Origin of the sequence: Roseomonas sp. GC11 (assembly GCF_024437745.1) — a bacterium.
In the GTDB taxonomy this organism is placed as follows: domain Bacteria; phylum Pseudomonadota; class Alphaproteobacteria; order Acetobacterales; family Acetobacteraceae; genus Pseudoroseomonas.
This window is the reverse complement of the sequence record NZ_JANFNY010000008.1, coordinates 21,178-46,804: the sequence shown is the minus strand read 5'-3', so window position 1 is coordinate 46,804 and position 25,627 is coordinate 21,178. Positions and strand designations below refer to the sequence as shown.

Annotated in this window: 21 protein-coding genes; 10 read left to right on the top strand and 11 right to left on the bottom strand. The window is 71.3% G+C overall.

What is annotated here, in order from left to right; genetic code table 11:
- Together NON00_RS04250 and NON00_RS04245 are read right to left on the bottom strand one after the other, a co-directional pair.
- On the bottom strand, positions 1 to 972 hold the full coding sequence (locus NON00_RS04250; protein ID WP_256017844.1) for a lytic transglycosylase domain-containing protein: 972 nt from the start codon (positions 970 to 972) through the stop codon (positions 1 to 3).
- Between the two features lie 205 nt (positions 973 to 1,177).
- Positions 1,178 to 2,221 carry a lipid A deacylase LpxR family protein gene (locus NON00_RS04245; RefSeq protein ID WP_256017843.1) on the bottom strand — a complete coding sequence of 348 codons (1,044 nt, stop codon included), beginning with the start codon at positions 2,219 to 2,221 and terminating at the stop codon, positions 1,178 to 1,180.
- Between the two features lie 214 nt (positions 2,222 to 2,435).
- On the opposite strand from NON00_RS04245, the gene NON00_RS04240 reads away from it, so the two are divergent.
- Positions 2,436 to 3,551, top strand: a complete 1,116-nt coding sequence (locus tag NON00_RS04240) for a class I SAM-dependent RNA methyltransferase (protein WP_256017842.1) — start codon at positions 2,436 to 2,438, stop codon at positions 3,549 to 3,551.
- Positions 3,552 to 3,723: 172 nt separating this feature from the next.
- Here NON00_RS04240 and NON00_RS04235 read toward each other — a convergent pair whose 3' ends face one another.
- On the bottom strand, positions 3,724 to 4,584 hold the full coding sequence (locus tag NON00_RS04235; RefSeq protein ID WP_256017841.1) for a DMT family transporter: 861 nt from the start codon (positions 4,582 to 4,584) through the stop codon (positions 3,724 to 3,726).
- 115 nt (positions 4,585 to 4,699) lie between these two features.
- Between NON00_RS04235 and NON00_RS04230 the strand changes: the two genes are divergently transcribed.
- The gene (locus NON00_RS04230; RefSeq protein ID WP_256017840.1) at positions 4,700 to 6,118 is read left to right on the top strand and encodes a PLP-dependent aminotransferase family protein; all 1,419 of its coding nucleotides are present in this window, start codon (positions 4,700 to 4,702) and stop codon (positions 6,116 to 6,118) included.
- On the opposite strand, the gene NON00_RS04225 is transcribed toward NON00_RS04230, so the two are convergent.
- Positions 6,115 to 6,783, bottom strand: a complete 669-nt coding sequence (locus NON00_RS04225; protein ID WP_256017839.1) for a metal-dependent hydrolase — start codon at positions 6,781 to 6,783, stop codon at positions 6,115 to 6,117. The genes NON00_RS04230 and NON00_RS04225 overlap by 4 nt on opposite strands.
- Positions 6,784 to 6,906: 123 nt before the next feature.
- Between NON00_RS04225 and NON00_RS04220 the strand changes: the two genes are divergently transcribed.
- Positions 6,907 to 7,629, top strand: coding sequence for a DsbA family oxidoreductase (locus tag NON00_RS04220; protein ID WP_256017838.1), 723 nt, complete (start codon positions 6,907 to 6,909; stop codon positions 7,627 to 7,629).
- Positions 7,630 to 7,723: 94 nt separating this feature from the next.
- Here NON00_RS04220 and mfd read toward each other — a convergent pair whose 3' ends face one another.
- The gene (gene mfd, locus NON00_RS04215; protein WP_256017837.1) at positions 7,724 to 11,164 is read right to left on the bottom strand and encodes a transcription-repair coupling factor; all 3,441 of its coding nucleotides are present in this window, start codon (positions 11,162 to 11,164) and stop codon (positions 7,724 to 7,726) included.
- Positions 11,161 to 11,502: a succinate dehydrogenase assembly factor 2 gene (locus tag NON00_RS04210; RefSeq protein ID WP_256017836.1), complete on the bottom strand. Its 342-nt coding sequence runs from the start codon at positions 11,500 to 11,502 to the stop codon at positions 11,161 to 11,163. Before NON00_RS04210 ends, mfd begins: the two co-directional genes overlap by 4 nt.
- A gap of 34 nt (positions 11,503 to 11,536) precedes the next feature.
- On the opposite strand from NON00_RS04210, the gene recG reads away from it, so the two are divergent.
- From recG to NON00_RS04180, 6 genes are all read left to right on the top strand, one after another.
- Positions 11,537 to 13,618: an ATP-dependent DNA helicase RecG gene (recG, locus tag NON00_RS04205; RefSeq protein ID WP_256017835.1), complete on the top strand. Its 2,082-nt coding sequence runs from the start codon at positions 11,537 to 11,539 to the stop codon at positions 13,616 to 13,618.
- Positions 13,619 to 13,734: 116 nt separating this feature from the next.
- Positions 13,735 to 14,463: an ABC transporter ATP-binding protein gene (locus NON00_RS04200; RefSeq protein ID WP_256017834.1), complete on the top strand. Its 729-nt coding sequence runs from the start codon at positions 13,735 to 13,737 to the stop codon at positions 14,461 to 14,463.
- The gene (locus tag NON00_RS04195; RefSeq protein WP_256017833.1) at positions 14,463 to 15,194 is read left to right on the top strand and encodes an ABC transporter permease; all 732 of its coding nucleotides are present in this window, start codon (positions 14,463 to 14,465) and stop codon (positions 15,192 to 15,194) included. The genes NON00_RS04200 and NON00_RS04195 overlap by 1 nt, the downstream gene beginning before the upstream one ends.
- Before the next feature lie 3 nt (positions 15,195 to 15,197).
- Complete coding sequence (locus NON00_RS04190) at positions 15,198 to 17,150, top strand: GldG family protein (RefSeq protein ID WP_256017832.1); 1,953 nt, start codon at positions 15,198 to 15,200, stop codon at positions 17,148 to 17,150.
- 13 nt (positions 17,151 to 17,163) lie between these two features.
- Positions 17,164 to 18,270 carry a DUF4340 domain-containing protein gene (locus NON00_RS04185; RefSeq protein WP_256017831.1) on the top strand — a complete coding sequence of 369 codons (1,107 nt, stop codon included), beginning with the start codon at positions 17,164 to 17,166 and terminating at the stop codon, positions 18,268 to 18,270.
- On the top strand, positions 18,267 to 18,707 hold the full coding sequence (locus tag NON00_RS04180; protein WP_256017830.1) for an NUDIX hydrolase: 441 nt from the start codon (positions 18,267 to 18,269) through the stop codon (positions 18,705 to 18,707). Before NON00_RS04185 ends, NON00_RS04180 begins: the two co-directional genes overlap by 4 nt.
- Before the next feature lie 66 nt (positions 18,708 to 18,773).
- On the opposite strand, the gene msrP is transcribed toward NON00_RS04180, so the two are convergent.
- The 5 genes from msrP to NON00_RS04155 all read right to left on the bottom strand — a co-directional run bounded on the left by msrP (position 18,774) and on the right by NON00_RS04155 (position 24,479).
- Positions 18,774 to 19,718: a protein-methionine-sulfoxide reductase catalytic subunit MsrP gene (gene msrP, locus NON00_RS04175; RefSeq protein WP_256017829.1), complete on the bottom strand. Its 945-nt coding sequence runs from the start codon at positions 19,716 to 19,718 to the stop codon at positions 18,774 to 18,776.
- 79 nt (positions 19,719 to 19,797) lie between these two features.
- Positions 19,798 to 21,273 carry a glycosyltransferase family 39 protein gene (locus tag NON00_RS04170; RefSeq protein WP_256017828.1) on the bottom strand — a complete coding sequence of 492 codons (1,476 nt, stop codon included), beginning with the start codon at positions 21,271 to 21,273 and terminating at the stop codon, positions 19,798 to 19,800.
- Positions 21,270 to 22,358, bottom strand: a complete 1,089-nt coding sequence (locus tag NON00_RS04165; protein WP_256017827.1) for a glycosyltransferase family 2 protein — start codon at positions 22,356 to 22,358, stop codon at positions 21,270 to 21,272. The genes NON00_RS04170 and NON00_RS04165 overlap by 4 nt, the downstream gene beginning before the upstream one ends.
- A gap of 260 nt (positions 22,359 to 22,618) precedes the next feature.
- Entirely contained in the window at positions 22,619 to 23,293 is a 675-nt protein-coding gene (locus tag NON00_RS04160; protein ID WP_256017826.1) for an RraA family protein, read from the bottom strand.
- A 142-nt stretch (positions 23,294 to 23,435) separates the two neighbouring features.
- Positions 23,436 to 24,479, bottom strand: a complete 1,044-nt coding sequence (locus NON00_RS04155) for a TauD/TfdA family dioxygenase (protein ID WP_256017825.1) — start codon at positions 24,477 to 24,479, stop codon at positions 23,436 to 23,438.
- A 140-nt stretch (positions 24,480 to 24,619) separates the two neighbouring features.
- Here NON00_RS04155 and NON00_RS04150 point away from each other — a divergent pair, with 140 nt between their 5' ends.
- Positions 24,620 to 25,621 (top strand): tripartite tricarboxylate transporter substrate-binding protein, encoded by a 1,002-nt coding sequence (locus NON00_RS04150; RefSeq protein ID WP_256017824.1) that lies wholly within the window; start codon positions 24,620 to 24,622, stop codon positions 25,619 to 25,621.
- The last annotated feature ends 6 nt before the right edge of the window (positions 25,622 to 25,627 follow it).

Below are 25,627 nucleotides of genomic sequence, written 5' to 3'. Positions count from 1 at the left end.
TCAGGCCACCCGGTCCGACAGCAGGCCGATCACCAGGGCGTAGTAGTCAGAGGGGTTGTAGCGGCGGATCACGTGGAAATTCGGGTAAATGACGAAGGCCTGTCCATTGGGGCCGCCGGGGAGCAGGATGGAGGCTTCCATCTCCAGCGGCGGCAGGGTTGAACCATTGGCGGCGGCCACCCCCAGTTCCAGCCATGCGCGCAGCGGACGCACCGTGGCGCGGCCGGCCTGGGCGGGGTCGAAACCCTCGGGCAGCAGCACCTCCCGCCCCCAGCGCTCTTCCTCCCGCCAGCCATTGCGGGCCATGTAGTTGGCGATGGAGCCCAGGGCATCAGCGCGGCTGTCCCAGATGTCGCGCCGGCCATCGCCATCGAAATCCACCGCCATGGCCTCAAAGCTGGTGGGCATGAATTGCGGCTGGCCCATGGCCCCGGCATGGCTGCCGCGCATCCGCTCCGGCGCCACATGCCCGGCCTGGAGGATGCGCAGCGCCGCCATCAGCTCGCGCCGGAAGAAGGCGCTGCGGCGGCCATCCCAGGCCAGCGTCGCCAGCGCCTCGACAGTGCGGAAATTGCCGGTGAAGCCGCCGTAATTGGTCTCCAGCCCCCAGATCGCCACGACAATGCGCGGGGAGACCTGGAAGCGCTCCGCCACCTGATCCAGCAGGGCGCGGTTATCGGCAAAAGCCTGCCGCCCGCGGTCCACCCGCTGCTGCGACAGGCGGCCATCGCGGTACTGTTCCCAGCTCAGGGTGAATTCGGCCTGGCGCCGGTCCAGCTCCAGCACCTTGTCGTTGGGCTTCAGGCTGGCCAGAGCGCGTTGCAGCAGCGCCGGGGAGACGCCGCCGCGCTGCGCCTCCGCCGCCACATCAGCCAGGAAACTCTCGAAGCTGATGCTGGCGGCACGCGCCGGGCCAGCCGCCAGGAGAGAGGCGGCCGTGATCTGGCCCAGCAGGAAGCGGCGGTTCAGCATGGCCGCAGAGGTGCCATGACCACCCCCTGCCCTGCAACCTCGGCCACGCCAGGAGGGTTCAGAAAAAAGTCATGTTCTTTTTTGAAAAAAAGAACCAAAAAAACTTTTTCAGTTTGGCGTCCCGCTGTGACGGGGGATGGCGGCAGCCTGAAAAAAGTCTTTTTGCTTCTTTTTCTCCAGAAAAAGAAGATATATCTAATTTTCTTTAAAATCGAAAAGAGACGCTGAGCGACCCGAAGCTCTGCACACCCTGCTGGCCATAAAATTCCTCGCTGCGCCAGACCTGGGTATAGGCGAAGCGCATGCCCCGCCAGAGCACGGCGACACCGGCCTGGAGGTCACCCACAAAGATGCGCTTGTCGACGCTTCGGCTGTCGCGCCAGCTGTTGCCGTCGAGGAAGATATCCCGCGCGACGGCACGCCCCTCCGCCCCGGCGAAGACATACCAGCCGAAATCCTGGCGCGGCTGGATCCAGTGCGAACCGGCCAGGGCGGGGCGGATGCGCGGCGGGCCGAAATCCGCCTCCAGCCCCTGCCCGATGCGGAACAGCCCGCCGGCGGCGCCATAGGCCTGCACATTGCCCAGGCTGGCGGCCAGCACGGGGATGGCTTCCACCTGCATTCCGGCCACCTCGCCCAGCGGCAGGCGCCATTTGCGTTCGAGGAGGGCGGTGACGGCAGGCTCGTCCTTCAACTGGGTCTTCCAGCCATTCACCTGATGGACGTTGATCAGGTCGTGGTAATTGTTCTGGACGAATTCGCCGAGCGCCGAGGGGCCGACGACGCCGAGTTGCAGTTCCGCCAGGGTGGAGGTCAGTTCCGTGCTGCGGTTCAGCGAGAGGGCGCCGTAGAGATAGGCGGCATAGGGGCGGTCGAGCCTGCTGGGCTGGGTCGTCTGGGTATCCTGGGGGGTGTAGAGGCTCTGGCCCAGGGCGGCGCCCCAGCGCAGGCTGCCGGGGCCCATCAGCCAGTCCAGCCGGTCGTTCATCCAGGCCAGGGGCCCCGGCAGGTCGGCCGAGGGCGAGCGCCAGGCGAACTGAAAGCCGTTGGTGTAGTAGCGGTCGCTGCCGCCGAACATGTCGTTCTCGATGGAGAAGGTGAAGGTGCCGCGCGGGTCGGGCGGCGGGGCACGGTCCTCGGCCAGGCTTTGCGGCAGCGGTGCGGAGGGGGTGATGTCCTGCGCCGCCGCCGGCAGGGCCTGGAGGCCCAGCAGGGCGCAGGAGAGAAACAGGGTGGCTCGGGCGCGCATGGCTCTTCCTTCTGGCGACGCGAGCGAGAACGCAGCCGCAGGGTGGAGGTTTTCAGGCTTCGGCAGGGCAGCAATATGGCAGCCCCCGGTGATGGTGGCCGCCGCGCCGCGCCGGTGATACAGGGGGCCGGCATGAGGACCATCCCCCCGTCCCGCCATCCGGGCGGGGCCGCCCGGGGCGCTGGCGAACCGGGCTGGCAGCCCCGCGGATCAGATGAGCACGGACAAGGATTTCGAGATTTTCCTGACCGCCCCGCCGGGGCTGGAGGCCGCGCTGTTCGCCGAGATCCGCGGCAAGGGCTTCCGGCAGCCGAAGCCTGTCCCCGGGGGTGTCACCCTGCGCGGCGGCTGGCCGGAGGTGTGGCGGGCCAATCTCTGGGTGCGCGGCGCCGGGCGGGTGCTGGCACGGCTCGACAGCTTCAGGGTCACCCATCTGGCGCAGCTCGACGCGCGGGCCCGCCATGTGCCCTGGGGCCATGTGCTGCGCCCGGATGTCTCCTTCCGGGTCGAGGCCACCTGTGCCGGCTCACGCATCTATCACAGCGGCGCGGCGGCGGAGCGGGTCGAGAAGGCCATCCGCGAGACGCTGGGCGCACCCGCCGCGCCGGATGGTGAGATCCTGGTGCGTGTCCGCATCGAGGACGATGTCTGCACCCTCAGCGTCGATACCTCGGGCGAGCCCCTGCACAAGCGCGGCTACAAGGAGGCGGTGAATGCCGCTCCGATGCGCGAGACCATGGCCGCGCTTTTTCTGCGCCAATGCGGCTATGACGGCCAGGAGCCGGTGCTGGACCCGATGTGCGGCTCGGGCACCTTCGTCATCGAGGCGGCGGAGATCGCGGCCCGGCTCAACCCTGGCCGTGCCCGGCCCTTCGCCTTCGAGAAGCTGGCGAGTTTCGATGCCGAGGCCTGGCAGCGCATGCGGGCGGTGAACAGCCGGCGGGAGCCGGCGGTGCGCTTCCACGGCAGCGACCGCGATGCCGGCGCCATCGCCATGAGCCGCGCCAATGCCGCGCGGGCGGGGGTGGAGGCTCTCACCGAATTCCGCCAGGGCACGGTCAGCGAGCTTCAGCCGCCCGAGGGGCCGCCCGGGCTGGTCATCGTCAACCCGCCTTATGGCACCCGCATCGGCGACAAGGGCAAGCTGGCCCCGCTTTACCGTGCTCTGGGGCAGGTGCTGGCCAGCCGCTTCTCCGGCTGGCGCGTGGGCCTGATCACCAGTGAACCGATGCTGGCCCGCGCCACGGCCCTGCCCTTCCTGCCCACGGAAGCGCCGGTGCCGCATGGCGGGCTGCGCGTCACGCTCTACCGCACCGCCGCCCTACCCTGAAGGCGCTTGCTCTTGAGAGGGGCTTCGCCCCTCTCAAACTCTCCCCACCAAAGGCCTGAGGCCTTTGGAAACCCATCAGGGAGCGCCCCTGATGGCGGTGCGGGGACCCTGTCCCCTGCCCAAGGGAAGATAAAGGGGGGAGTTTGAGGGGGCAAAGCCCTCTCAAGGCTTCTCAGGCATGGCGCCGGGCGCCGGCGACGCAGAGCACCACCACCCCGGTGGTGGCCAGCATCGTCCAGGGGATGGCCTCGCCCAGCAGCAGCGCGGCCAGGACCAGCCCGAGGAAGGGTTGCAGCAGCTGCAACTGCCCCACCCCGGCAATGCCGCCCAGCGCCAGGCCCCGATACCAGAAGATGAAGCCCACCAGCATGCTGAAGACGGAGACATAGCCAAAGCCGAGCCAGGCGGGGCCATGGATGCCCTGCCAGGAGGGCGGCAGCGTCACCAGGGCGAAAACCGCCATGGGGGGCAGGGCGAGCAGCAAAGCCCAGGAAATCACCTGCCAGCCACCGAGCCGGCGGGAAAGCACGGCGCCCTTGGCATAGCCGAGGCCGCAGAGCAGGACGGCCGCCACCATCAGCGCATCCCCCGCCAGGGCGCCGGGCGTGCCGTGCAGCAGGGCGAAGCCAGCCACCGCTGCCGCCCCCGCCCCGGAGAAGAGCCAGAAGGCCGGGCGTGGCCGCTCACCGCCCAGCAACACGCCAAAGGCCGCCGTGGCCAAGGGCAGCAGCCCGATGAAGACGATGGAGCGTGCCGCGCTGATATGCTGGAGCGCCAGCGCTGTCAGCAGAGGGAAACCGACCACCACGCCCAGGGCGATGACGGCCAGCGCCATCAGCTCCGCCCGCCCTGGCCGCGCCGGGCGCAGCGCGGCCAGCAGCAGGGCGGCCAGCAGCCCGGCCACCACGGCACGCCCCGCCGTCAGGAACAGGGGCGAGAAATCCGCCACGGCCAGGCGCGTCGCGGGCAGCGAGCCGCTGAAGATCACCACCCCCAGCAGGCCATGCAGCCAGCCCTCGGTTGAACGGTTCATCATTTTCTCCTCGGCGGCAGGTGTGGCGCCGCCGGGCTTCCCGGGCCAGGGACAGTTCCATACAATCCGGCCAGACTGTAGGGAGACATCGGGCCATACAGTTGGGGAAGGCGGGATGGCGGAAACACGCACGGCCGGGGTCATGGCGGCCATTCGCGCCCAGGTGGCCAGCCGCGCCCTGGCGCGCGGAGACCGCCTGCCCTCCATCCGCCGGCAGGCCGCCAGCATGGGGCTGTCTCCCTCCACCGTGGCCGAGGCCTATGACCGGCTGGTGGCGGAAGGGCTGATCCGCGCGCGGCCCGGCTCCGGCTTCTACGTGGCTGGCACGGCCCCGCCACCCCTGGCCCTGGCCGAAGCCGGCCCGCGGCGGAACCGGGCGGTGGACCCCTTCTGGGTCTCACGCCAGGGGCTGGAGGCGGAGGCCCATGTCCTGCGCCCCGGCTGCGGCTGGCTGCCGCCGGCATGGATGCCCCAGGCGGCGCTGCGCCGGGGCTTCCGCGCCCTGGCCCGCAGCAGCGATGCGGTGCTGGCCGATTACGGCCCGCCGCGCGGTGCCGCCGCGCTGCGCCGCCTGCTGGCCGCGCGCTTCGCCGAGGAAGGGCTGGACATCGCGCCGGACCACCTGCTGCTGGCCGCCTCCGGCACCCAGGCCATCGATCTGATCTGCCGCTTCCTGCTGCGCCCCGGTGACACGGTGCTGCTCGACGACCCCTGTTACTTCAATTTCCAGGCCCTGCTGCGCGCCCACCCGGTGCGCGTGCTGGGGGTGCCCTATACCCGCTCCGGCCCGGACCTCACCGCCTTCGCCACGCTGCTGCGGGAGGAAAGGCCGCGCCTCTATCTCACCAATGCGGCGCTGCACAACCCGACCGGCGCGACCCTCTCCGCCCAGGCCGCGCACCGCCTGCTGGCCCTGGCCGCCAGCCATGACCTGACCATCGTCGAGGACGACATCTTCGCCGATTTCGAGCCCGATCCCTCCCCGCGCCTCGCCGTGCTCGATGGGCTGAGCCGCGTCATACGGATCGGCAGCTTCTCCAAGACCCTCTCGGCCTCACTCCGCTGCGGCTATATCGCCGCCCGGCCGGACTGGATCGAAGGGCTGATCGATCTCCAGATTGCCACCGGCTTCGGCGGGCCCAGCCCCATCGCCACGGAGGTCATCGCCGGCATCCTCTCCGCGGGCGGCTACCGGCGGCACCTGGAGGCATTGCGCCACCGTCTCACCCGTGCCCGGCGCGAGACCGCCGGCCGGCTGGAGGCGCTGGGCATCCGGCCCTGGCTCTCGCCGCGTGGCGGTTTCTACCTCTGGTGCACCCTGCCGGAGGGGCAGGACGCCACGGCCCTGGCACAGGCCGCCATGGCGGAGCATGTCATGCTGGCGCCCGGCAATGCCTTCAGCCTCTCCGGCACCGCCGCGGGGTATCTGCGCTTCAACGTGGCCCAGTCCGCCGATCCCCGGCTCTTCGAGGTGCTGCGCCGGACACTGCGCGAGCCCCGGCGGCCCGGGCAGGAAGCGCCGGGCACAACCTAATTGGCGGGCTCAGCCGCCGGGCGCATCCCGTTGCGGGCCAGCAGCGTCTGGCTCGACTCGCGCAGCCGGGCCAGGGTCTTCTCCAGGTCCGGCCTGGGCAGGGCAGCCACCGGTTCCGGCCCCGGCGGGCACAGCGCCGGCCAGGACTGCGCCGCCACGCGGCACACCCCCAGGGCGCGCAAGCCGGCATGCCAGTTGATCTGCTCCGAGGTGCTGCCCCAGGCCCAGGACAGCATCAGCGCCACCACCAGCGGCTCGAAGGGCGAGCCGCTGCGGCACAGCGGCAGCGCATAGGTGCCACGCAGCGGCCAGGCCAGGCGCAGCCCCGCCGGCGTCAGCAGGTCCGCCGCCAGATGCGAGAGATAGCCCACCACCAGCGGCGCCGTGACCGCCAGCGGCACGTTCTGGCTGAACAGCAGCGCCGCGCAGCCCACCACCGCCAGCAGCGAATGCGTCACCCCGCGATGGCCGAACAGTGTGGCGCAGGCCGTGGAAACCGGGCGCAGCCGCTTGCCCAGCCAGGATTTCGGGTGGTCGATATCCGGCAGCAGCGCCCCGAAGACCGCCAGCCCCAGCAGGGCCGGATCCAGCGCGGGCAACCCCAGCCGCGGCGCCGCCACGAACCACGCGGCCGCCCCCAGCGCGATATGCGACCCCGCCATCATGGCCCTGTCTGCGTGTCCTGCGTGGTGTCGTCTCAAACTAGGAGTCAGGAATCGGCGCTACAAGCCTGATTTTAGAGATTTTCGTAAGAAAACCTTCGATTTTCAGGCAGATGTGGGGCGGGGATGAAAAGCGGCCCCATCCTGGGCTATGATGGCGGTGTGAACATGCTCACCCCGCCCCGCCCCCATCTCGAGATCGAGGTGGTGTTTGATCTGGTCTGCCCCTGGTGCTTCCTCGGCACACGGCGGCTGCGCCGCGCCCTCGCCCGGCGGCACGACCTCTCGGTGGATCTGCGCTGGCGGCCCTTCCTGCTCAACCCGGATCTCGGCTCCGCCGGCGTGCAGCGGCAGGACTACATGGCCCGCAAATTCGGTGGTGAGGAGCGCGCCCGCCGCCTGCACGCCACCATGACCGATCTCGGCCTCGCCGAGGGCATCGCCTTCCGCTTCGACCGCATCCACCGCATCCCGGCCTCGGTCGATGCCCACCGGCTGGTGCGGCTGGCGGCGCAGCACGGGCTGGCGGATGTCCTGGTGGATGCGCTCTTCACCGCGCATTTCTGCGAGGGCGCCGATCTCGGCAGCCAGGACACCCTCGCCACCATCGCCGCGCAGCACGGGCTGGAACGCCGCATCGCCCTGCGCTTCCTCGCCAGCGGGCTGGAGGCCGAGGCCGTCCATGCCGAGAATCTCCGCGCCCACCGTCTTGGCATCAATGGCGTGCCCTGCTTCGTCATGATGGGGCAGCATGGGCAGGGCGCCGGCCACGCCATCGCCGGGGCGCAGGAGCCGGAAGTCCTGGAACGCCTGATCGACGTGGCGCTGGCCGAGGCGGCGGAGTTTTAGGGAGCGAAGGGCAGCAAAAAGAGGCGGGGGAAAGCATTCCCCCGCGCCCCCTTCTTTTCTGCCAGGGCCGGGCGCCGCTGGCGCCCGGCAGCGGTCACGCGGCGCGGGACTGGCGGGCAACCTTCGACAAAGCCACCAGCATGTCCTTCGCGGATCGCACGCGGGTGGGCAGGTCCATCTCCCGCACCATCGCCAGCTTGTGGTCGGGGCGCAGCTTCACCAAGCCTTTCTGGGCCGTCACCCAGGCCACCAGCCCGCCAGGGTTGGCGAAGCGGTTCTGGCGGAAACTGGCCACGATGCCCTTCGGCCCGGCATCCAGCTTCTCCACACCGGCCTGCCGGCACAGCTGCTTGATGGAGACGACCTGGAGTAGGTTCTCCACCTCCGGGGGGAGCGGGCCGAAACGGTCGACCATCTCGGCGGCGATCGCCTCCACCTCCGCATCCCCGGCCAGCGCGCCGATGCGGCGATAAAGGCCCAGCCGCACCGGCAGGTCCGCCACATAAGCCTCGGGGATCAGCACCGGCAGGCCGAGATTGATCTGCGGCGTCCAGTCGCGGTCCCCGGCCTCGCCGCGCCGGCCCTGCCCGGCCTTCAGGTCGGCCACCGCCTCCTCCAGCATCTGCTGGTAAAGCTCGATGCCGACTTCGCGGATATGGCCGGACTGCTCATCGCCCAGCAGGTTGCCGGCACCGCGGATGTCGAGGTCGTGGCTCGCCAGCGTGAAGCCGGCACCGAGATTGTCCAGCGTCTGCATCACCGCCAGCCGCTTCTCGGCGGCGGCGGAAAGGCGCTGCGTCGCCGGCCAGGTGAGATAGGCATAGCCGCGCTGCTTGCCCCGCCCCACCCGCCCGCGCAGCTGGTAGAGCTGGGCCAGGCCGAACATGTCGGCGCGGTAGATGACCAGCGTGTTCACCGCCGGCATGTCCAGCCCGCTCTCGACGATGTTCGTCGCCAGCAGGATATCGAACTTGCCGTCGCCGAACTCGGTCATCACCCGCTCCAGCTCGGTGGGGGTGAGGCGGCCATGCGCCTGGACGACCCGCGCCTCCGGCACGATCTCGGCCAGCCGCGTGACCATCTTCGGCAGGTCCTCCAGCCGCGGCACGACGCAGAAGACCTGCCCGCCGCGGAAGCGCTCGCGCTGGATCGCCTCGCGGATCACCACCGTGTCGAAGGGCATGATGAAGGTGCGCACCGCCAGCCGGTCCACCGGCGGCGTGGCGATCACGCTCATCTCCCGCACGCCGGTCAGCGCCAGTTGCAGGGTGCGCGGGATGGGGGTCGCTGTCAGCGTCAGCACATGCACATCGGCCTTGAGCGACTTCAGCCGCTCCTTGTGCGCCACGCCGAAATGCTGCTCCTCATCGACGATGACGAGGCCAAGATCGGCGAACTCCACCCCCTTGGCGAGCAGCGCATGGGTGCCGACGACGATGTTGATGGTGCCATCGGCGAGGCCCGCCCGGACCTGCGCCGCTTCCTTCGCGGTGACCATGCGCGAAAGCTGTGCCACCTTGACCGGCAGCCCGGCGAAGCGGGCCGAGAAAGTGCGGAAATGCTGGCGGGAGAGCAGCGTGGTCGGCACCACCACAGCCACCTGCGCCCCCGTCATGGCGACGACGAAGGCGGCGCGCAGCGCCACCTCGGTCTTGCCGAAGCCGACATCGCCGCAGATCAGCCGGTCCATCGGCCGCCCGGCGGCCAGATCCTCCAGCACATCGCCGATGGCGCGCTGCTGGTCCTCCGTCTCGGCGAAGGGGAAGCGGGCGCAGAACTCGTCCCACGCCCCCTCGGGCGGGGCGATGAGCGGCGCCTCCTTCACCTGCCGCTCGGCGGCGAGGCGGATGAGATGCCCGGCCATGTCGGCGATGCGCTGCTTCGCCTTGGCCTTGCGGTTCTGCCAGGAGGTGCCGCCGAGCTTGTCCAGCGCCACGCCCGCGCTGTCGCTGCCGAAGCGCGAGAGCAGCTCGATATTCTCGACCGGCAGGAACAGCTTGTCGCCGCCCTCGTAGAGCAGCCGCAGGCAGTCATGCGGCGCGCCGGAGACGGCGATGGTCTCCAGCCCGTCATAACGGCCGATGCCGTGGTCCTGGTGGACGACGAGGTCGCCCTCCGCGATCTCCGTCGCATCGGCGATGAACTGGTCCGCCCGCTTACGGCGGCGCGGCGGGCGGGCGATGCGCTCGCCCAGCAGGTCCTGCTCGCTGGTCAGGGCGATGCCCGGCCCGGTGAAGCCGCGCTCCACGCCATAGATGGCGAGCGCCACCGTGCCAGCCGGCAGCCGGCGCGCCGCCGCCCAATCCTCCACCGCCTGGGCGGGGACGCGGTTTTCCCGCAGCAGATTGGCCAGCCGCTCCCGCGAGCCGCGCGTCCAGGCGGCGACCACGGGGCGCAGCCCGGCCTTGGCCTGGGCCTCCGCCTGCTCGCGATAGACGGCGAAGACATTCTCGCCCGCCGTCCGCGCCTCGACATAAAGGCGCCCGGGGCGGCCTCCAGCCTCGACGCCCTCTGTCCCCTCCGGCCTGGGAAAGGGGTTGAAGGCCAGCAGCGGGCCGGCCGCCAGCATCGCCTCCCAGTCCCGGCGGCTGAGATACAGGCGGCGCGGCGGCACGGGGCGGTAGGGCACCTCGCCCTCCCGCACCGGGCCGCGCCGGGCCTCATAGTGGTCCTCGATCATTTCGAGGCGGGCGGTCAGCGCCTCCTCCGCCTGGTGGTCCAGGCTGGCGGAGGCGCCGGGCATGTAGTCCAGCATCGTCGCCATGCCGTCATGGAACAGCGCGGCGTAATGCTCCATGCCGGGGTGGCGGCGCCCGGCGGAGATGGAGACATAGAGCGGATCCTCCGCCGCCGCCGTGCCGAAGAGGTCGCGGTAGCCGGCGCGGAAACGGGCGATCGAGGCCTCGTCCAGCAGCACCTCGCCCACCGGGCGCAGCCACAGCTCGGGCACCGTCGCGCCGCTGCGCTGGCTCTCGGTGCTGAAGCGGCGCAGCGTCTCGATCTCGTCGCCGAAGAAGTCGAGGCGCAGCGGCTCCGGCTCCCCGGCGGGGTAGAGGTCGAGGATGCCGCCGCGCACCGCGTATTCGCCCGGCTCCATCACCGTGGCGACACGGTTATAGCCATTGGCGTCGAGGAAGGCGGCCAGCTTCTCGGGCCGGATGCGCCCGCCGCGCTTCAGGTGCAGCGTCGCGCCCGCGAAGACCGCCGGCGGCGGCACGCGCTGGAGCATGGCGTTGACGGTGGTCAGCACGATGCGCGGCCGCGCGGCGGGCTCCAGCAGCCGGGCCAGGGTGGCCACGCGCTCCGCCACCAGCTCGGCATGCGGGGAGACACGGTCATAGGGCAGGCAGTCCCAGGCCGGGAAGCGCAGCACCTCGATATCCGGGCCGAAGAAGGCCAGCCCGTCCTGCATCCGCGCCATGCGGGCATCGTCGCGGCAGACATGCAGGACGAAGCCCTCGGCCTCCGCCCTGCGGCGCGTCAGCAACAGGGCATCGAAGCCTTCGGGCGCGCCGTGGACGGTGAGCTCGGTCATCCGCGCGGCATGGCCTCGCGCGCGCCCTCGGGCACGCCGGCGCCACGGCGCGAGCATTCCTCGGCCATGCGGGAGAGCATGGGGCTGGCCACCTCCGCCGGGATGGGGCGGCGGCCGGAGAGCCAGTCCGCCAGATCGACATCCAGCAGTTCCAGCACCGATTCCAGCTCGTCCAGCTCGCCCTCGGTGAAGGTGGCGATGTTGCGGTTGACGAAGCCGCCCACCATCAGGTCCGTCTCCTTGGTGCCGCGGTGGTTGGCGCGGAACAGGAGCCGCCGCCGGCGCGGGGAGAGTTCGGGGGAATTTTCGTCAGGGGAGGTTTGATCGGTCTGGGACATGTCGCGGCCTCTGGAGGCTGGCATATAGAGGCGGATGGGAATCGTGTCAGCCCGAGAGGCCGAAATGGATCGTGTGGCGCCGCTTTTCGCGCCGCTCGACAGCCTGCCCGCACCGGAGGAGAAGCGGAAGCGCCTTGCCGCCCTGGTCGGGGGCGGGCGGGTGATGGATCTGCTCTTCCACCTGCCCGAGCGCTACCAGGACCGCCGCAACACCCAGCCGCGTGAGGGCGAGGCCGCCACCCTGGCGGTGCGCGTGCTCGGCATCGCTCCGCCGGGCAGCCCGGTGCAGCCCTGGGCGGTGCGCTGCGACTCGGCCGAGGGTCCGGTGGACCTCATCTATTTCGGCCGCCGCTCCTGGCTCGGCCCCTGGCTCGGGCGGATCTACCCGGAGGGGGCGCCGCGCCGCGTCTCCGGCCGGATGAAGCGCTTCCGCGACCGCTGGCAGATGGAGGCGCCGGATTTCGTCGAGCCGCCCGATGTCATCCCCGACCTCCAGCCCATCTGGCCGCTGGCCAAGGGGTTGAGCCAGCGCGACCTCGGCCGGGCGATGGCCGAGGCCCTGGCCCTGCTGCCCGAGTTGCCGGAATGGCAGGACCCGCACCTGCTGGCGCGCCGCCGCTGGCCGGGCTTCGCCGCCGCGCTGCATGCCCTCCAGGCCCCGGAGGAGGCCCCGGAGGACGCCCCGCGCGACCGCCTCGCCTATGACGAATTGCTGGCCGGGCAGCTGGCCATCGGGCTGGTGCGGCGCAGCGTGCTGCAACGCCCCGGCCGCAGCCTGACCGGCGACAGTCGCCTGCGCGCCGCCGCCCTGCACGCCTTCGGCCACCCGCCCACCCCGGGGCAGGCCCGCGCCATCGCCGAGATCGATGCCGATCTCGCCGCGCCGCGCCGCATGCTGCGCCTGTTGCAGGGCGATGTCGGCGCCGGCAAGACGCTGGTGGCCGTCATGGCCATGCTGCGCGCGGTGGAGGGCGGCGCCCAGGCGGCGCTGATGGCCCCCACCGAGCTGCTCGCCCGCCAGCATCTCCGCACACTGGAGAAGCTGGCCGGCGCCGCCGGGGTGGCCTGCGCCCTGCTCGCCGGCTCGGTGAAGGGGAAGGAGCGCCGGCGTGTCCTGGCGGGGCTCGCGGATGGCACCATCCCCCTCGTCATCGGCACCCATGCGCTGATCGAGGAAGGGGTGGTCTTCCGCGATCTCGGCCTCGTGGTGGTGGATGAGCAGCACCGCTTCGGCGTCGCCCAGCGCCTGGCGCTGACCGAGAAGGGCACGACCGACGTGCTGGTGATGACCGCCACCCCCATCCCCCGCACCCTGCTGCTGACCCAGTGGGGCGAGATGGCGGTGAGCCGGCTGGAGGGCCTGCCCGCCGGGCGGCAGCCCATCATCACCCGCATCGTCAGCCGCGAGCGGCGGGAGGAGCTGGTGGCCCGGCTGCGCGCCGCCTTCGCCGAGGGGCACCGCGCCTATTGGGTGGTGCGCGCCGTCGAGGAAGGCGAGAAGCACGACAATGCCGCCGCCGAGACCACCTATGCCGAGCTGGCTGCCATTTTCGGGGGGAAGGTGCGCCTCGCCCATGGCGCGCAGAAGCTGGATGTGCGCGAGGCCGCCCTGGCCGATTTCGCCGCCGGCCGGGCGCAGCTGCTGGTCGCCACCACCGTGGTCGAGGTGGGCGTGGATGTGCCGGAGGCGACCATCATGATCATCGAGCAGGCGGAGCGCTTCGGCCTCGCCGCCCTGCACCAGCTGCGCGGGCGGGTAGGGCGGGGCAAGGCGCAGTCCTTCTGCCTGCTGCTGCCCTCGGCCGAGCTGAACGACTCGGAGCAGCGCCGCCTCGCCGTGCTGCGCGAGACGCAGGACGGCTTCGTCATCGCCGATGCCGACCTGGATTACCGCGGCGGCGGCGATGCGCTGGGGGTGCGGCAGGCCGGGCATATGGGCCGGCGGCTCGCCGACCCGCAGCGCCATGGCGGGCTGATCCGCATGGCCCACCAGGATGCCGCCCTGCTGCTGGAGAAGGACCCGGACCTCTCCGCCACTCCGCGCGGGCGGGCGGCGCGGCTCCTGCTGGCGCTGTTCGGGCATGACCTCACCCTGGCCCCGCTGGCCGCCGGCTGAACCGGCGGGGTGCCCTTCCGCCACGCGATGCCACGCTTCGATACAGGCCAAGGGGTTGCAATGGCCCCTGCCCCGATTAAACCCGGAGCACTTCGCTCCTTCAGGGGAATGCCCGCTTGCCCGCGCTGATCGAGATCGACCGCCTCACCAAGCGGTTCGGCGGCTTCACCGCCGTCGACGACGTGTCCTTCACCGTGGCCCGGGGCGAGGTGCTCGGCTTCCTCGGCCCGAACGGGGCGGGCAAATCCACCACCATGAAGATGCTGGCCGGCTTCATGACGCCGAGCGCCGGCACCGCCCGCATCTGCGGCGAGGATGTGGTGGACCGCCCCGTGGCCGCCAAGCGCAACCTCGGCTACCTGCCGGAGGGCGCGCCGACCTATCCGGAGATGACGGTCTCCGCCTTCCTGAGCTTCGTCGCGCGGGTGCGCGGCTTCCATGGCAGCGAGGCGGCGGACCGCGTGGCCCATGCCATGCGCCTCACCATGCTGGAGGGGGTGCGGCTGCAGCCGGTGGAAACCCTCTCGAAGGGCTTCAAGCGCCGTGTCGGCCTTGCGCAATCGTTGTTGCACGACCCGCCGGTTCTGGTGCTCGACGAGCCGACCGATGGCCTCGACCCCAACCAGAAGCACGAGGTGCGCCGCCTGATCGGCCAGATGGCGCCGCACAAGGCCATCATCATCTCCACCCATATCCTGGAAGAGGTCTCGGTCCTCTGCACCCGCGCCATCATCATCGCGCGCGGCAGGGTGCTGGCCGATGCCACCCCGGCTGATCTCGCCCGGCGCGGCCCCTCGCTGGAGGCTGTCTTCCGCGCCCTCACCCTGCCGAAGGACGCCGCCTGATGCGCCCCGCCCTCACCATCGCGCGGCGCGAGCTGGCCGGCTATTTCGCCACCCCCGTCGCCTGTGTCTTCATCGTCATCTTCCTGGTGATGTCCGGGGCGCTGACCTTTACGCTGGGCAATTTCTTCGGCCGCGGCACGGCGGATCTGCAGCCCTTCTTCGGCTTCGTCCCCTGGCTGTTCCTCTTCCTCGTCCCCGCCCTGACCATGCGGCTCTGGGCGGAGGAACGGCGCCTCGGCACCATCGAGCTGCTGCTGACCCTGCCGCTCACCCAGGGGCAGGCGGTGCTGGGCAAGTTCCTGGCGGCCTGGGCCTTCTGCGCCATCGCCCTGGCGCTGACCTTCCCGCTGGTGCTCACCGTCAACTATCTGGGCGAGCCGGATAATGGCGTCATCCTCACCGGCTATCTCGGCTGCCTGCTGGTGGCGGGGGCCTATCTGGCGGTGGGCGCGGCCATCTCGGCCCTGACCAAGAACCAGGTCATCGCCTTTGTCCTGGCCGTCGCGGTGTGCTTCCTCTTCGCCGCCGCCGGCAGCCCGGTGGTGACGGAGTTCCTCTCCGTCCGCCTGCCGCTGCTGGCGGAGATCGCCCGCGGCCTCTCGGTCACCGAGCGGCTGGGCGGCTTCGCGCGCGGCGTGGTGGCGCTGCGCGACCTCGTCTTCTTCGCCAGCTTCATCGGCTTCTGGCTCTTCGCCAATGCCGTGGCCGTTGACCATCGCAAGGCGGACTGAGCCATGAGCGACGCCACCCCCCTTCCCGCGCCGAAGCCCGCCTCCCGCCGCCTCGCCTATTCCCTGGGCGGGCTGGGGGCGGCGCTGGTGCTGGCGGTCTCGGCCAACCTGCTGGTGGACCGGGCCCTGCCGCGCCTGCGGCTCGACCTGACGCAGCAGCATCTCTACACCCTCTCCGACGGCACGCGGCAGGTGCTGACCGGGTTGCAGGACCCGATCACGCTGCGGCTCTACTATTCCAGCCGCCTCGGCAGCAGCATCCCGCTCTATGGCGCCTATGCCGACCGGGTGCGGGAGATGCTGCAGGAATACGCCGCTGTCTCCGAGGGCAGGATCCGCCTCGAATACCTCGACCCCGAGCCTTATTCGGACACCGAGGACCGGGCGATGGCCGCCGGCATCCAGGCCGTGCCGATTGACCAGTCCGGCGAGCAGGTCTATTTCGGCCTCGCCGGGCATAATCTGCTGGATGACGAGCGGGTGCTGCCCTTCCTCCAGCCGGAGCGCGAGCGCTTCCTGGAATACGACCTGACGCGGCTGGTCTATGAGCTGTCCAACCCGAAGCGCCCGGTGGTCGGGCTGCTCTCGGCCCTGCCGGTGAATGGCGACCCGCGGGCCATGATGATGCGCGTCCCCGGCGCCGGGCAGCCCTATGTCGTGGCCAACCAGCTGCGCCAGTTCTTCACCCTGCGCGAGGTGGCTGCCGATACGCCGGTGATCCCGGCCGATACGCAGGTGCTGATCATCGCCCAGCCGCAGGGCCTGCCGGAGACGACGCTCTACGCCATCGACCAGTTCGTCATGCGCGGCGGCAAGCTCTTCGTGATGACGGACCCGCACAGCGAGGGCCAGGCCAGCCGCCCCGGCCCGATGGGCCAGCCGCCGGCCGAGACCGCCTCCAGCCTGGACCGGCTGCTGAATGCCTGGGGCATCGAGACGCCGGCGGACAAGGTGGTGCTGGACCAGCGCGGGGCCTGGCGCGTGCGCGCCAATCCGCAGGACCGGCTCCAGGCGGTGGACTATCTCGCCTGGTTCAACGCCACGGGGGACTCCCTCAGCCATGGCGATGTGGCGACGGCGGACCTCCAGCAGGTCACCTTTGCCTCGGCCGGCCCCGTGCGGCGCCGGGAGGGCGCGGGCATCGAGTTCACGCCGCTGATCACCAGCAGCGACCGCGCCATGCTGGTGGATGCGGCGAAGGTGCGCAGCAACCCGAACCCGGCGCAGCTCCTGGCCGGCTTCAAGCCCGACGGGCAGCGCTATGTGCTGGTGGCGCGCGCCCGCGGCATCCTGCGCAGCGCCTTCCCCGACGGCCCGCCGCCGCCGCCCGAGGGCACCACGCGCCCGGCCGATTTCCCCGCCCATCTGGCGCAGAGCACGGGGCCGGCCAACCTCGTCATCGCCAATGATTCGGACCTGCTGGAGGACCGCTTCTGGGTCCAGGTGCAGGATTTCTTCGGCCAGCAGGTGGCCACGCCCTTCAGCGACAATGGCGCGCTGATCGCCAACCTGACGGACACGCTGGCCGGCGGCGATGCGCTGATCAGCCTGCGCTCGCGCGGGGAGTCGCTGCGCCCCTTCGGCGTGGTGGAGGAGATGCGGCGCGAGGCGGAGGCGCATTACCGCCAGACCGAGCAGGCGCTGACCCAGCGGCTGGAGGCCACTGAGCGCCGCCTGCGCCAGCTGCGCCAGGGGACCGCCGCGTCGGGCGAGCGCAATACCACCCAGAGCGTCATCACCCCCGACCAGCGCGCCGAGATCGACCGCGCGCGGGCCGAGATCGTCGCCACGCGCGGCCAGCTGCGCGCCGTGCAGCTGGAATTGCGGCGGGATATCGAGGGGCTGGAGCGCAGGCTGCGGATCCTTAACATCGCCCTGGTCCCGGCGCTGCTGACGGCCTTCGCCCTGGGGCTGGCGGTGCTGCGCAGCCGGCGCCGCGCCGCCGCCCGCGCCTGAGGAGGAAGAGGCCATGGAACGCCGGAGCCTGTTGATTCTGGGCGGGGCCGCGCTGGCCTCGGCCGCTGCCGTGCTCGCGCTGGGCCAGGGCGGCCCGGCGCCGCGCGACCCCGGCACCGCGCCGCTGATGTTCCAGAATCTCGCCGCCCGCCTCGCCGGGGCCATGCGCATCGAGGTGCGGCGGCACGAGGCCAGCCTGACCCTGCTGCGCCGGCCGGGCGATCTCTGGGTGCTGCCCGATACCGCCGGCTATCCGGTGCGGCAGGAGAAGGTGCGGGAAATCCTGGTCGGCCTGACCGAGCTGCGCCTGACCGAGCCGCGCACCACCAACCCGGAGAATTTCGAGCGGCTGGGGCTGGAGGAGATCGGCAAGCCTGGCTCCACCGCCTCGCTGCTGCGGGTGCTGGACGGGGCGGGGCAGCCGATCGCCGAATTGCTGGTGGGCCGGCGCCGTGTGCGGGTGCAGGGGAATGTGCCGGAGAGCGTCTATGTCCGCCGCCCCGGCGACAGCCAGACCTGGCTGGCCGAAGGCCGCCTGCCGCTGGAGGCGGATGCCCAGCTCTGGATCGACCGCGACATCGCCAATCTGCCGCGCGACCGGATGCTCTCCGCCAGCATCCGGCGGGAGGGCGAGGCGCCGCTGGAACTGCGCCGGGCCGATGGCGGGCCGGAGGGGCGGCTGGCCATCACCGAGCCGGCCGATACCCCCGCGCCCGAACCCGCCACCATCGACGCCATCGCCGGGGCCTTCGAATTCCTGACGCTGACTGACGTGCAGCGCGCGGCCGATGTGCCGGGTGATCTGCTGGGCACAGCGCGCTTCGGCTTCACCGATGGCCTCGCCATCACGGTGGCGCTGCGCCGGAAGGAGGCCGCGCTCTGGCTGCTGCTGAAGGCCGAGGGGGACAGCCCGGAGGCGGCGGCGCTGAATGGGCGCTGGCAGGGCTGGGCCTATCAGGTTCCCGAATGGCGCGAGAAGAGCCTGCTGCCCCGGCTGGAAGCCCTGAGGCCGGAACCCGCCGCCGCCCCAGCCCCCTCTCCTGCCCCCCCTCCTGCCCCCCCTCCTGCCCCCCCTCCTGCCCCCCCTCCTGCCCCCCCTCCTGCCCCTGGTCGCCCGTGAGCGCGCGGGACTACCCGGACCGCCCCTGGGTCGGGATTGGCCTGATCGCCTTCCGGGGGGAGGATGTGCTGCTGGTCCGCCGCGGCAAGCCCCCGCGCCAGGGGGAGTGGTCCATCCCCGGCGGGGCGCAGCATCTGGGCGAGACGGCCGAGGCCGCCGCGCGGCGTGAATTGCGCGAGGAGACGGGCATCGAGGTCGGCCCGCTGGCCCTGGCTGTGGTGGTGGATGCCCTGACCGAGGATGCGGCGGGCCGGGTGCGCTTCCACTACACCATCATCGACTTCGCCGGGCGCTGGCTGTCGGGCGAGCCGGTGGCCGGGGATGACGTCAGCGAGGCGCGCTGGTTCTCCCCCGGGGAGGTGGCCGGCCTCGGCCTCTGGCCCGAGGCACTGCGTGCCATCGCCGAGGGCCGCCGCCGCCTCGCCGAGCTCCCCTGAGGGCGGGGTCCGGGGTAGCCCTGCTACCCCGGCGGGGTCGCAGGGGCGGAGCCCCTGCTCTCCCTGTCACACGAAGAGCCGTTCCTTCTCCAGCCCCTGATAAAGATCGGCGACAAAGGCGCCATAACCATTGAAGAGCTTCGTCGGCACGCGCTCATCGCTGCCGAGGAGGCGCTCGGTGGCCTGGCTCCAGCGCGGATGCGGCACCTCGGGGTTCACATTGGCCCAGAAGCCGTATTCGCTGGATTGCAGCTTCTCCCAGAAGCTGACCGGCCGGGTCTCGGTGAAGCGGATGGTGGCGAGGGACTTGCCGCTCTTGAACCCGTATTTCCAGGGAAAGAGCACGCGCAGCGGCCCGCCATTCTGCGGCGGCAGCGGCTTGCCATAGAGGCCCACCGCCATGAAGCACATTTCATTCGCCGCCTCGGCGATGGTGCAGCCCTCGATATAGGGCCAGGGATACCAGCTCTGGCGCAGGCCGGGCATAATGGCGGGGTCGCGCAGCGTCTCGAACACGACGTATTTCGCGCTGGCCAGCGGGGCGGCGATTTTCAGCAGCTCGCTCATGGCGAAGCCGGTCCAGGGCACGGTCATGGCCCAGGCCTCGACGCAGCGGTGCCGCAGGACGCGCTCTTCCAGGCTGACGCGCTTCAGGAGGTCGTCCAGCCCGATTTCCTGCGGCTTCTCGACCAGCCCTTCCAGCTTGATGCTCCAGGGGCGAAGCGGCAGGCGCTGGGCGGTGGCGGCCACGCTCTTGCTGCTGCCGAACTCGTAGTAGTTGTTGTAGCTGGTGGCATCGCGCTCCGGGGTCAGGGCGCGTTCGGCGGGGTAGCGGGTGTTGCGCATCGCCGCCAGGCCGGAGGCGGGCGCCTGGGCCAGGGCCGGGGCGGCGAGGCCGCCGGCGATCAGCCCGGCCCCCAGCCCCATCGCCCGGCGCCGCCCCAGCACCAGATGCTCCGGCGTGGCGGCGGAGTCCGGCAATTCCCAGCCCCGGGGGATATGGATCGGCATGGTCTCGCTCTCCCTGCGCTGCAACGCATGTAGGGTGCCGCGCCGCCCATGCCAGGGTGCTGCCTCAGCGCGTGCTGCCTCAGCGACGGCTGGGCAGCAGGGCCAGGGGCGGCGTCCGCGCCGAAAGATCCACCCGGTAGAGGCGGTAGCGCTCTGCCTCGATGCCTTTCCGGCTGCGTGTGAGCCCGCCCTGCTCCACCGCGCTGGGCCAGAGCGGGGCCTCGCTGCGGCGCTCGCTGCGGACCAGCAGGCCCTGGCCGGCGGCCGGAGGGGCGTGGAGGTCGAACATGTCCCAGCGGTCGCCCAGCGCCACCACGGCGACACCGGGCGGCAGGTGCAGGGCCAGTTCACTGGCCAGGCCATATTCCTCGGCGGCGACGAAGGTGGCGCCCTGCTCGCGCCGGGCCTGCTCGACCCGGGCGGCGAAAGCGTCCCAGCCGCCCAGCCGGGCCAGGGTCGGGTCATGGCGGCGGGCGAGCGGCAGGGGGGCAAAGGCCGCCTGCGCAAGGGCGAGCACCGCCAGGGCGAGGCCCAACCCCATGCCGATGCGCCGCCAGGGCAGCCAGCGCCCCTGCAGATACGCCGCGGCGGCAAGGCAGGCGGTTGGGTAGAGGATGGCCGGCCAATTGCCCTGCACCCGGTTGCCGGTGGCCTGCCAGAGGAAGAGCAGCGCTGCGGGGACGGTCAGCGCCACGAGGAGCCCCGCAGTGGCATCCCGCCCGCGCCACCAGCGGCGGCAGGCCAGCGCCGTGCCCGCCACACAGAGCACGAAGATGACCGGTGTGGCGAGGCCCAGCTGCCCGCCCAGCAATTCCGCCAGATAGCGCAGCGCCGAGCCACCGCCGGAGGAGCCGGCGCGCCCGCCCTGCTTGGCGAAGCTGGCCCAGCCATGCGCGGCGTTCCACAGGATGACGGGGCTGAACACCAGCACCGCCAGCGCGCCGCCAGCCCAGAGATGCCAGCCCCGCAGCCAGCGGCGGGCGGTGGGTTCGGCCAGCAGCCAGAGCACCACCCCGCCGCCCAGCAGCACGGCGGTGTATTTGGAGAGCAGCGCCAGCCCCGCCAGCACGCCGAAGGCCAGCCACCAGCGGCCATCCTGGCTGGCCTGCAGCCGGGCCAGGGCCCAGAGCGCGGCGCACCAGAAGGCCAGCAGCGGCGTGTCCGGCGTCATCAGCACCGCGCCGGCGCCGAAGAACAGGGTGGCGTTGAGCAGCGCCGCCGCCCAGACCCCCGCCTTCCGGCCGGGATAGAGCGCCTCCCCCCCGCATGCCAGCAGCACCGAGGCGATGGCCACCCCGAGCGGGCCGAGCAGGCGCAGGCCCAGTGCCGTATCCCCCGCCAGGGCGCTGCCCGCGGCGGTCCATAGCGCCACCATCGGCGGGTGGTCGTAATAGCCGGGGGCCAGGGCACGCCCCCAGACCCAGTAATAGGCTTCATCCGGCGCCGGCGGCAGCCAGAAGGCGGCGAGCAGGCGCAGCAGCGTCAGCCCCGCCAGGGCCCAAAGCCAGGCGCCGGCCCAGGGCGCCGCAGCCCGGAAGCGGGGGAGCAGGCTCACCGGGCGCGCCAGACCAGGGTGGCGGAGACGGCATAGTTCCACACCACCGTCAGCAGCGCGCCGGCCGCGCCGGCCAGGCCCCAATTCGCCACGCCCTCGCGCAGCAGCAGCCCGGCCACGCCGACATTGGCGGCCACGCCCACGCCGCAGACGAGATAGAACAGCGCCAGCCCGCGCCACAGCGCGCCGCGCCTCAGGCGGACGTCATTGTAGGTGAGGCGGTTGTTGAGCCAGAAATTCACCGTCATGGCGGCGAAGCTGGCCAGCCATTGCGCACTGTGGAAGGCCAGCGGCCCCAGCACCACGGCGAGCACCGCCATGTGCACCAGGATGCCCAGCGCGCCGATCAGGGCGAAGGAGAGGAAGCGCAGCGGCAGCAGCCCGCCCGTGGCCTTGTCCACCAGCAGGGCGGCGAAATCGAGCAGCACGCGGGTATCCAGCTTGGATTCCCCGGCCTGCCGGGCGCGGAAGCTGTAGGGTAGTTCCACCACCCGCAGCTTCCGCCCGGCCGAGAGCAGGATGTCCAGCAGGATCTTGAAGCCGCGCCCGGTCAGGCGGGGGGCCACCTCCTCCAGCAGCGGGCGGGGCAGCATGAAGAAGCCGCTCATCGGGTCCGCCACCCGCACCGGCAGGAACAGCTGCGCCAGGGTGATGCCGCCATCGCTGATCTTCTGGCGCAGGGCGGAGAAGCCCTCGGTGGAGGCGCCGCCCTCGACATGGCGGCTGCCGATGGCCACCTCCCCCTCCCCGGCCTGGAGCGCCGCCAGCATGCGCGGCAGCAGCGTCTCGTCATGCTGGAGGTCGCCATCGATGACAGCGACATAAGGCGCGGAAGAGGCCAGCATGCCCTCGACACAGGCGGAGGAGAGGCCGCGCCGGCCGACGCGGCGGATACAGCGGATGCGGCTGTCGCGCGCCGCGATCGCCTTCGCCACGGCGGTGGTGCCGTCGGGGCTGTTGTCATCGACGAAGATCGCCTCCCAGGCGATTCCGTGCAGGGCCTCCTCCAGCCGCGCGACCATGGGCGCGACGTTCAGGGCCTCGTTGTAGCAGGGGATGACGACGGTCAGAATCGGCGGAGACATCGCCGCGTGCTTAGCGCCAGACCGCCCGGCGCACCAGCAACCGAACGCAACAGGCGGCACGGGATAGCCTCAACGGCATGCGCTCTTGAGAGGGGCTTCGCCCCTCTCAAACTCTCCCGACCAAAGGCCTGAGGCCTTTGGAAACCCATTTGTGGATGCCCCCTGCTGGCGGGTGCAGGGGACCCCGTCCCCTGCTGGGGGAGTTTGAGGGGGCAAAGCCCCCTCAAACCTGCAAGGGCCAGGAATTTCCAAACACTCTCTCAGCCGCGTGGCGCGGCGGCGGCGTCCGGGCGGCCATAGCTGCCGGTGTAGCGGCCCTCGGCGATGCTGCGCAGGGTGGCGGCCTCGTGCTCCTCCTGCCGCAGCGTCGCCTCCAGCAGGGCGGGGCCGGCCTCGGCGGGGAAGGCCACCACCCCGTCGCCATCCCCCACCACGATATCACCCGGCTGCACCACCATGCCGCCGATGCTCACCGGCACGTTGTATTCGCCGGGGCCGTTCTTGTAGGGGCCGGCATGGATCGCCCCGCGCGCGAAGCAGGGGAAGGTATCGCGCGCGAAGGCATCGGCATCGCGGATGGCACCATCGATGACGAAGCCCACGCAGCCCCGGCTCTGCGCCACGGCCTTCATGATCTCCCCCACCAGGGCGCGGCTGATGTCGCCGCCGCCATCGACCACCAGCACATCCCCCGGGCGCAGGATCTCCAGCGCCTGGTGGATCACCAGATTATCCCCCGGGCGGGTGCGCACGGTCAGCGCCGTGCCGGCAAGGGTGCCGCCGCGGTGGAAGGGGCGCAGCCCCACCGCGACGCTCAGCCGCGCCAGATTGTCGCTGATGTTGGCCACGGCACGGCCCCGGAAGGCCTCGACCAGCGCGGCATCGGCCTGGGGGGCAGAGGGCAGGCGCCGCGCGCCCGGCAGCACGGCGCTCACCGTGGCTGTCCCGCGACGGTGAGCAGAGGGAGGGAGAAGAGACACGGCATCGCACAGGCTTCCGGACAAGATGGGCCGCGGATGTTGCGCGCTCCGGCCGCTGCCGCAAAGCCCCCCTGCCCGCCTTCAGCCCTGGCCGCCTTCAACCCTGGCGTGGCGGCGGCGCGGGGGCGGGGCCGGCCTCGGGGCGGAAGGGAATGCCCTCATGCTCGCCAAAATCACTGGCCAGCGGCCAGGGATCGCGGAAGGAGAGCCAGAGGCGGACCATCAGCCGCCTGCGCTCCGGTTCGGGGAAATCCTCGAAGGCGGTGCGCGCATGGGCGGTGACATAATTGTTGCAGAACTGCATGTCCCCCGCCTCCAGCACCATGTCGAGGCGGAAATCCGGGTGTTCGGTGTAGTGCTTCATCAGTTCCAGCGCCTCGACCTCGGCCGGGCTGGCGGGCACGCCGCGCTTCCAGGCCAGTTCGATGGCGCGGCTGATGAAGCGGCAGCTCACCACCCCGTCGCGTTCGGAAAAGACCGGGATGCGCCGGGCGGAGACGCCATCGGCGCTATCCGCCGCCTCCCGCTCACCATAGTGGAAACCACGATAGAGCAGCGGCAGCAGGTCAGGCCGGGTGCGCAGGATTTCGTCATGGATGGCGGCGGTGCTGACGACGCTGCTTTCCCCGCCCTGTTTCGCGGCCCGGTGGCACAGCAGGCCCACGAGGTCGCAGCGGTCGGTGTGGAAGGTCAGATCGGCCTTGGTCTGGTAGCCGCGCGTATTGGCCATGGCATGGGTGCGGCCCTGGTCGAAGACATAGCCGAGCAATTCCCCATGCGCATTCTGTGAAACTGCCCGCCCGAGATGGGCGCCGAGGCCGAAGAAGATCACCTCCCGCTCGATCTCGCTGAAGCGGTCCACCGGCAGGCCGCGCAGGAGCAGGAAGCCCCGCCCGCCGCGTAGCCCGGCGAGCAGCCCGGCCAGGGTTTCCCCAAAATGCGGCAGGGGAAATTCCGCTCGGCCGATGGCGGAGGCTGCCCGGCCGGAGGCCTTGGCAACGGCGAGGGCTGCGGCGATGTCCTCGATATCCGCCGGGCTCAGGCGGTATTCCCAGTCCCGCGCGGCGGCGATGGCCGGGCCGCGCCAGGCGGCGGGGCCGCCAATCGGGCGGTGGGAAGAGAAGGCCTCATCCAGCGGCATGGCGAAATATCCTGTGGTTCAAAAAATTCATATGAATTTTTACGTGAATTATATTGACCCGCGCAAGCCGATACGCAATCCATCAAAGCATCCGAATATTCTCATTAATTCACAATATTTTTTCGTGTGAAAGCGCCGCCATGCCGCCTGCCCCGCTTCCGCCCTTCCCCCGCCGTTGCCTGCTCTCGGCCCTGGGCTGTGGCCTCGCGCTGGGCATGGCCGCGCCGCGCGTGGCACGCGCCGCCGCCTTCGGCTCCCGCCCGGTGACGCTGGTTGTCCCCTTCCCGCCCGGCGGCGGGGTGGACATCATCGCCCGCGCCCTGGCCGAGCGGCTGGCGCCCCTGCTGGGCACGCCGGTGCTGGTGGACAACCGCGCCGGTGGCTCGACCTCGATCGCCAGCGCCCTTGTCGCCCGCGCCGAGCCGGACGGGCACACGCTGCTGCTCGGCACACCGGCGCTGTCCATCAACCCGGTCTTCCAGCCTGCCCTGCCGCCGGGCGATCCGCGCCAGGCGCTGCTGCCTGTCGGGCGCGTGGCGACGCTGCCCTATGTTCTGGTGGCCGGCCCGTCCCTGCCGGTGGAGGATCTCGAAGGGCTGATCGCCTGGGCGAAGCGGCATCCGGGCCAGCTGACCCTCGCCAATTCGGGTGCCGTCACGGCGCCGCGCCTCGCCGGCGACCTGCTGGCCCAGCAGGCGGGCCTCGCGATCACCTCCGTGCCCTACAAGGGCGGCGCGGCGGCGGCGCTCGACATCACCAGCGGGCGGGTGCACGCCTCCTTCGCCCAGACGCTGGAGGCACTGCCGATGCTCAGGGGCGGGCAGGTGCGCGCCATCGCCGTCTCCGGCGCCACGCGCTCGCCCATCCTGCCCGGGGTGCCCGCGGTGGCCGAGCGGGTGCCGGGCTTCGAGGTGACAAGCTGGAACGGCCTCTACGCCCCCGCCGGTACGCCGGCCGGGGTGGTGCGGCGCCTCAATGACGCCCTCAACCGTGCCATCGCTGGGGAAGAGCTGCGCCGCCGCTTCGCCGAGGAGGGGGTGGAGTTCGTCGGCGGCACGCCGGAGGAACTGGCGCAGCAGCTGGAGCGCGAGATCACCAAGTGGACGCGGCTGCGCGAGAGCACCAATCTGGTGCTGGACTGAGGAGGA

What these genes read in the sequence shown, in the direction of transcription:
- NON00_RS04250 (WP_256017844.1), bottom strand. Translation starts at nt 972, where the DNA reads ATGCTGAACCGCCGCTTCCTGCTGGGCCAGATCACGGCCGCCTCTCTC.
- NON00_RS04245 (WP_256017843.1), bottom strand. Translation starts at nt 2,221, where the DNA reads ATGCGCGCCCGAGCCACCCTGTTTCTCTCCTGCGCCCTGCTGGGCCTC.
- NON00_RS04240 (WP_256017842.1), top strand. Translation starts at nt 2,436, where the DNA reads ATGAGCACGGACAAGGATTTCGAGATTTTCCTGACCGCCCCGCCGGGG.
- NON00_RS04235 (WP_256017841.1), bottom strand. Translation starts at nt 4,584, where the DNA reads ATGAACCGTTCAACCGAGGGCTGGCTGCATGGCCTGCTGGGGGTGGTG.
- NON00_RS04230 (WP_256017840.1), top strand. Translation starts at nt 4,700, where the DNA reads ATGGCGGAAACACGCACGGCCGGGGTCATGGCGGCCATTCGCGCCCAG.
- NON00_RS04225 (WP_256017839.1), bottom strand. Translation starts at nt 6,783, where the DNA reads ATGATGGCGGGGTCGCATATCGCGCTGGGGGCGGCCGCGTGGTTCGTG.
- NON00_RS04220 (WP_256017838.1), top strand. Translation starts at nt 6,907, where the DNA reads ATGAAAAGCGGCCCCATCCTGGGCTATGATGGCGGTGTGAACATGCTC.
- mfd (WP_256017837.1), bottom strand. Translation starts at nt 11,164, where the DNA reads ATGACCGAGCTCACCGTCCACGGCGCGCCCGAAGGCTTCGATGCCCTG.
- NON00_RS04210 (WP_256017836.1), bottom strand. Translation starts at nt 11,502, where the DNA reads ATGTCCCAGACCGATCAAACCTCCCCTGACGAAAATTCCCCCGAACTC.
- recG (WP_256017835.1), top strand. Translation starts at nt 11,537, where the DNA reads ATGGGAATCGTGTCAGCCCGAGAGGCCGAAATGGATCGTGTGGCGCCG.
- NON00_RS04195 (WP_256017833.1), top strand. Translation starts at nt 14,463, where the DNA reads ATGCGCCCCGCCCTCACCATCGCGCGGCGCGAGCTGGCCGGCTATTTC.
- NON00_RS04190 (WP_256017832.1), top strand. Translation starts at nt 15,198, where the DNA reads ATGAGCGACGCCACCCCCCTTCCCGCGCCGAAGCCCGCCTCCCGCCGC.
- NON00_RS04185 (WP_256017831.1), top strand. Translation starts at nt 17,164, where the DNA reads ATGGAACGCCGGAGCCTGTTGATTCTGGGCGGGGCCGCGCTGGCCTCG.
- msrP (WP_256017829.1), bottom strand. Translation starts at nt 19,718, where the DNA reads ATGCCGATCCATATCCCCCGGGGCTGGGAATTGCCGGACTCCGCCGCC.
- NON00_RS04165 (WP_256017827.1), bottom strand. Translation starts at nt 22,358, where the DNA reads ATGTCTCCGCCGATTCTGACCGTCGTCATCCCCTGCTACAACGAGGCC.
- NON00_RS04155 (WP_256017825.1), bottom strand. Translation starts at nt 24,479, where the DNA reads ATGCCGCTGGATGAGGCCTTCTCTTCCCACCGCCCGATTGGCGGCCCC.
- NON00_RS04150 (WP_256017824.1), top strand. Translation starts at nt 24,620, where the DNA reads ATGCCGCCTGCCCCGCTTCCGCCCTTCCCCCGCCGTTGCCTGCTCTCG.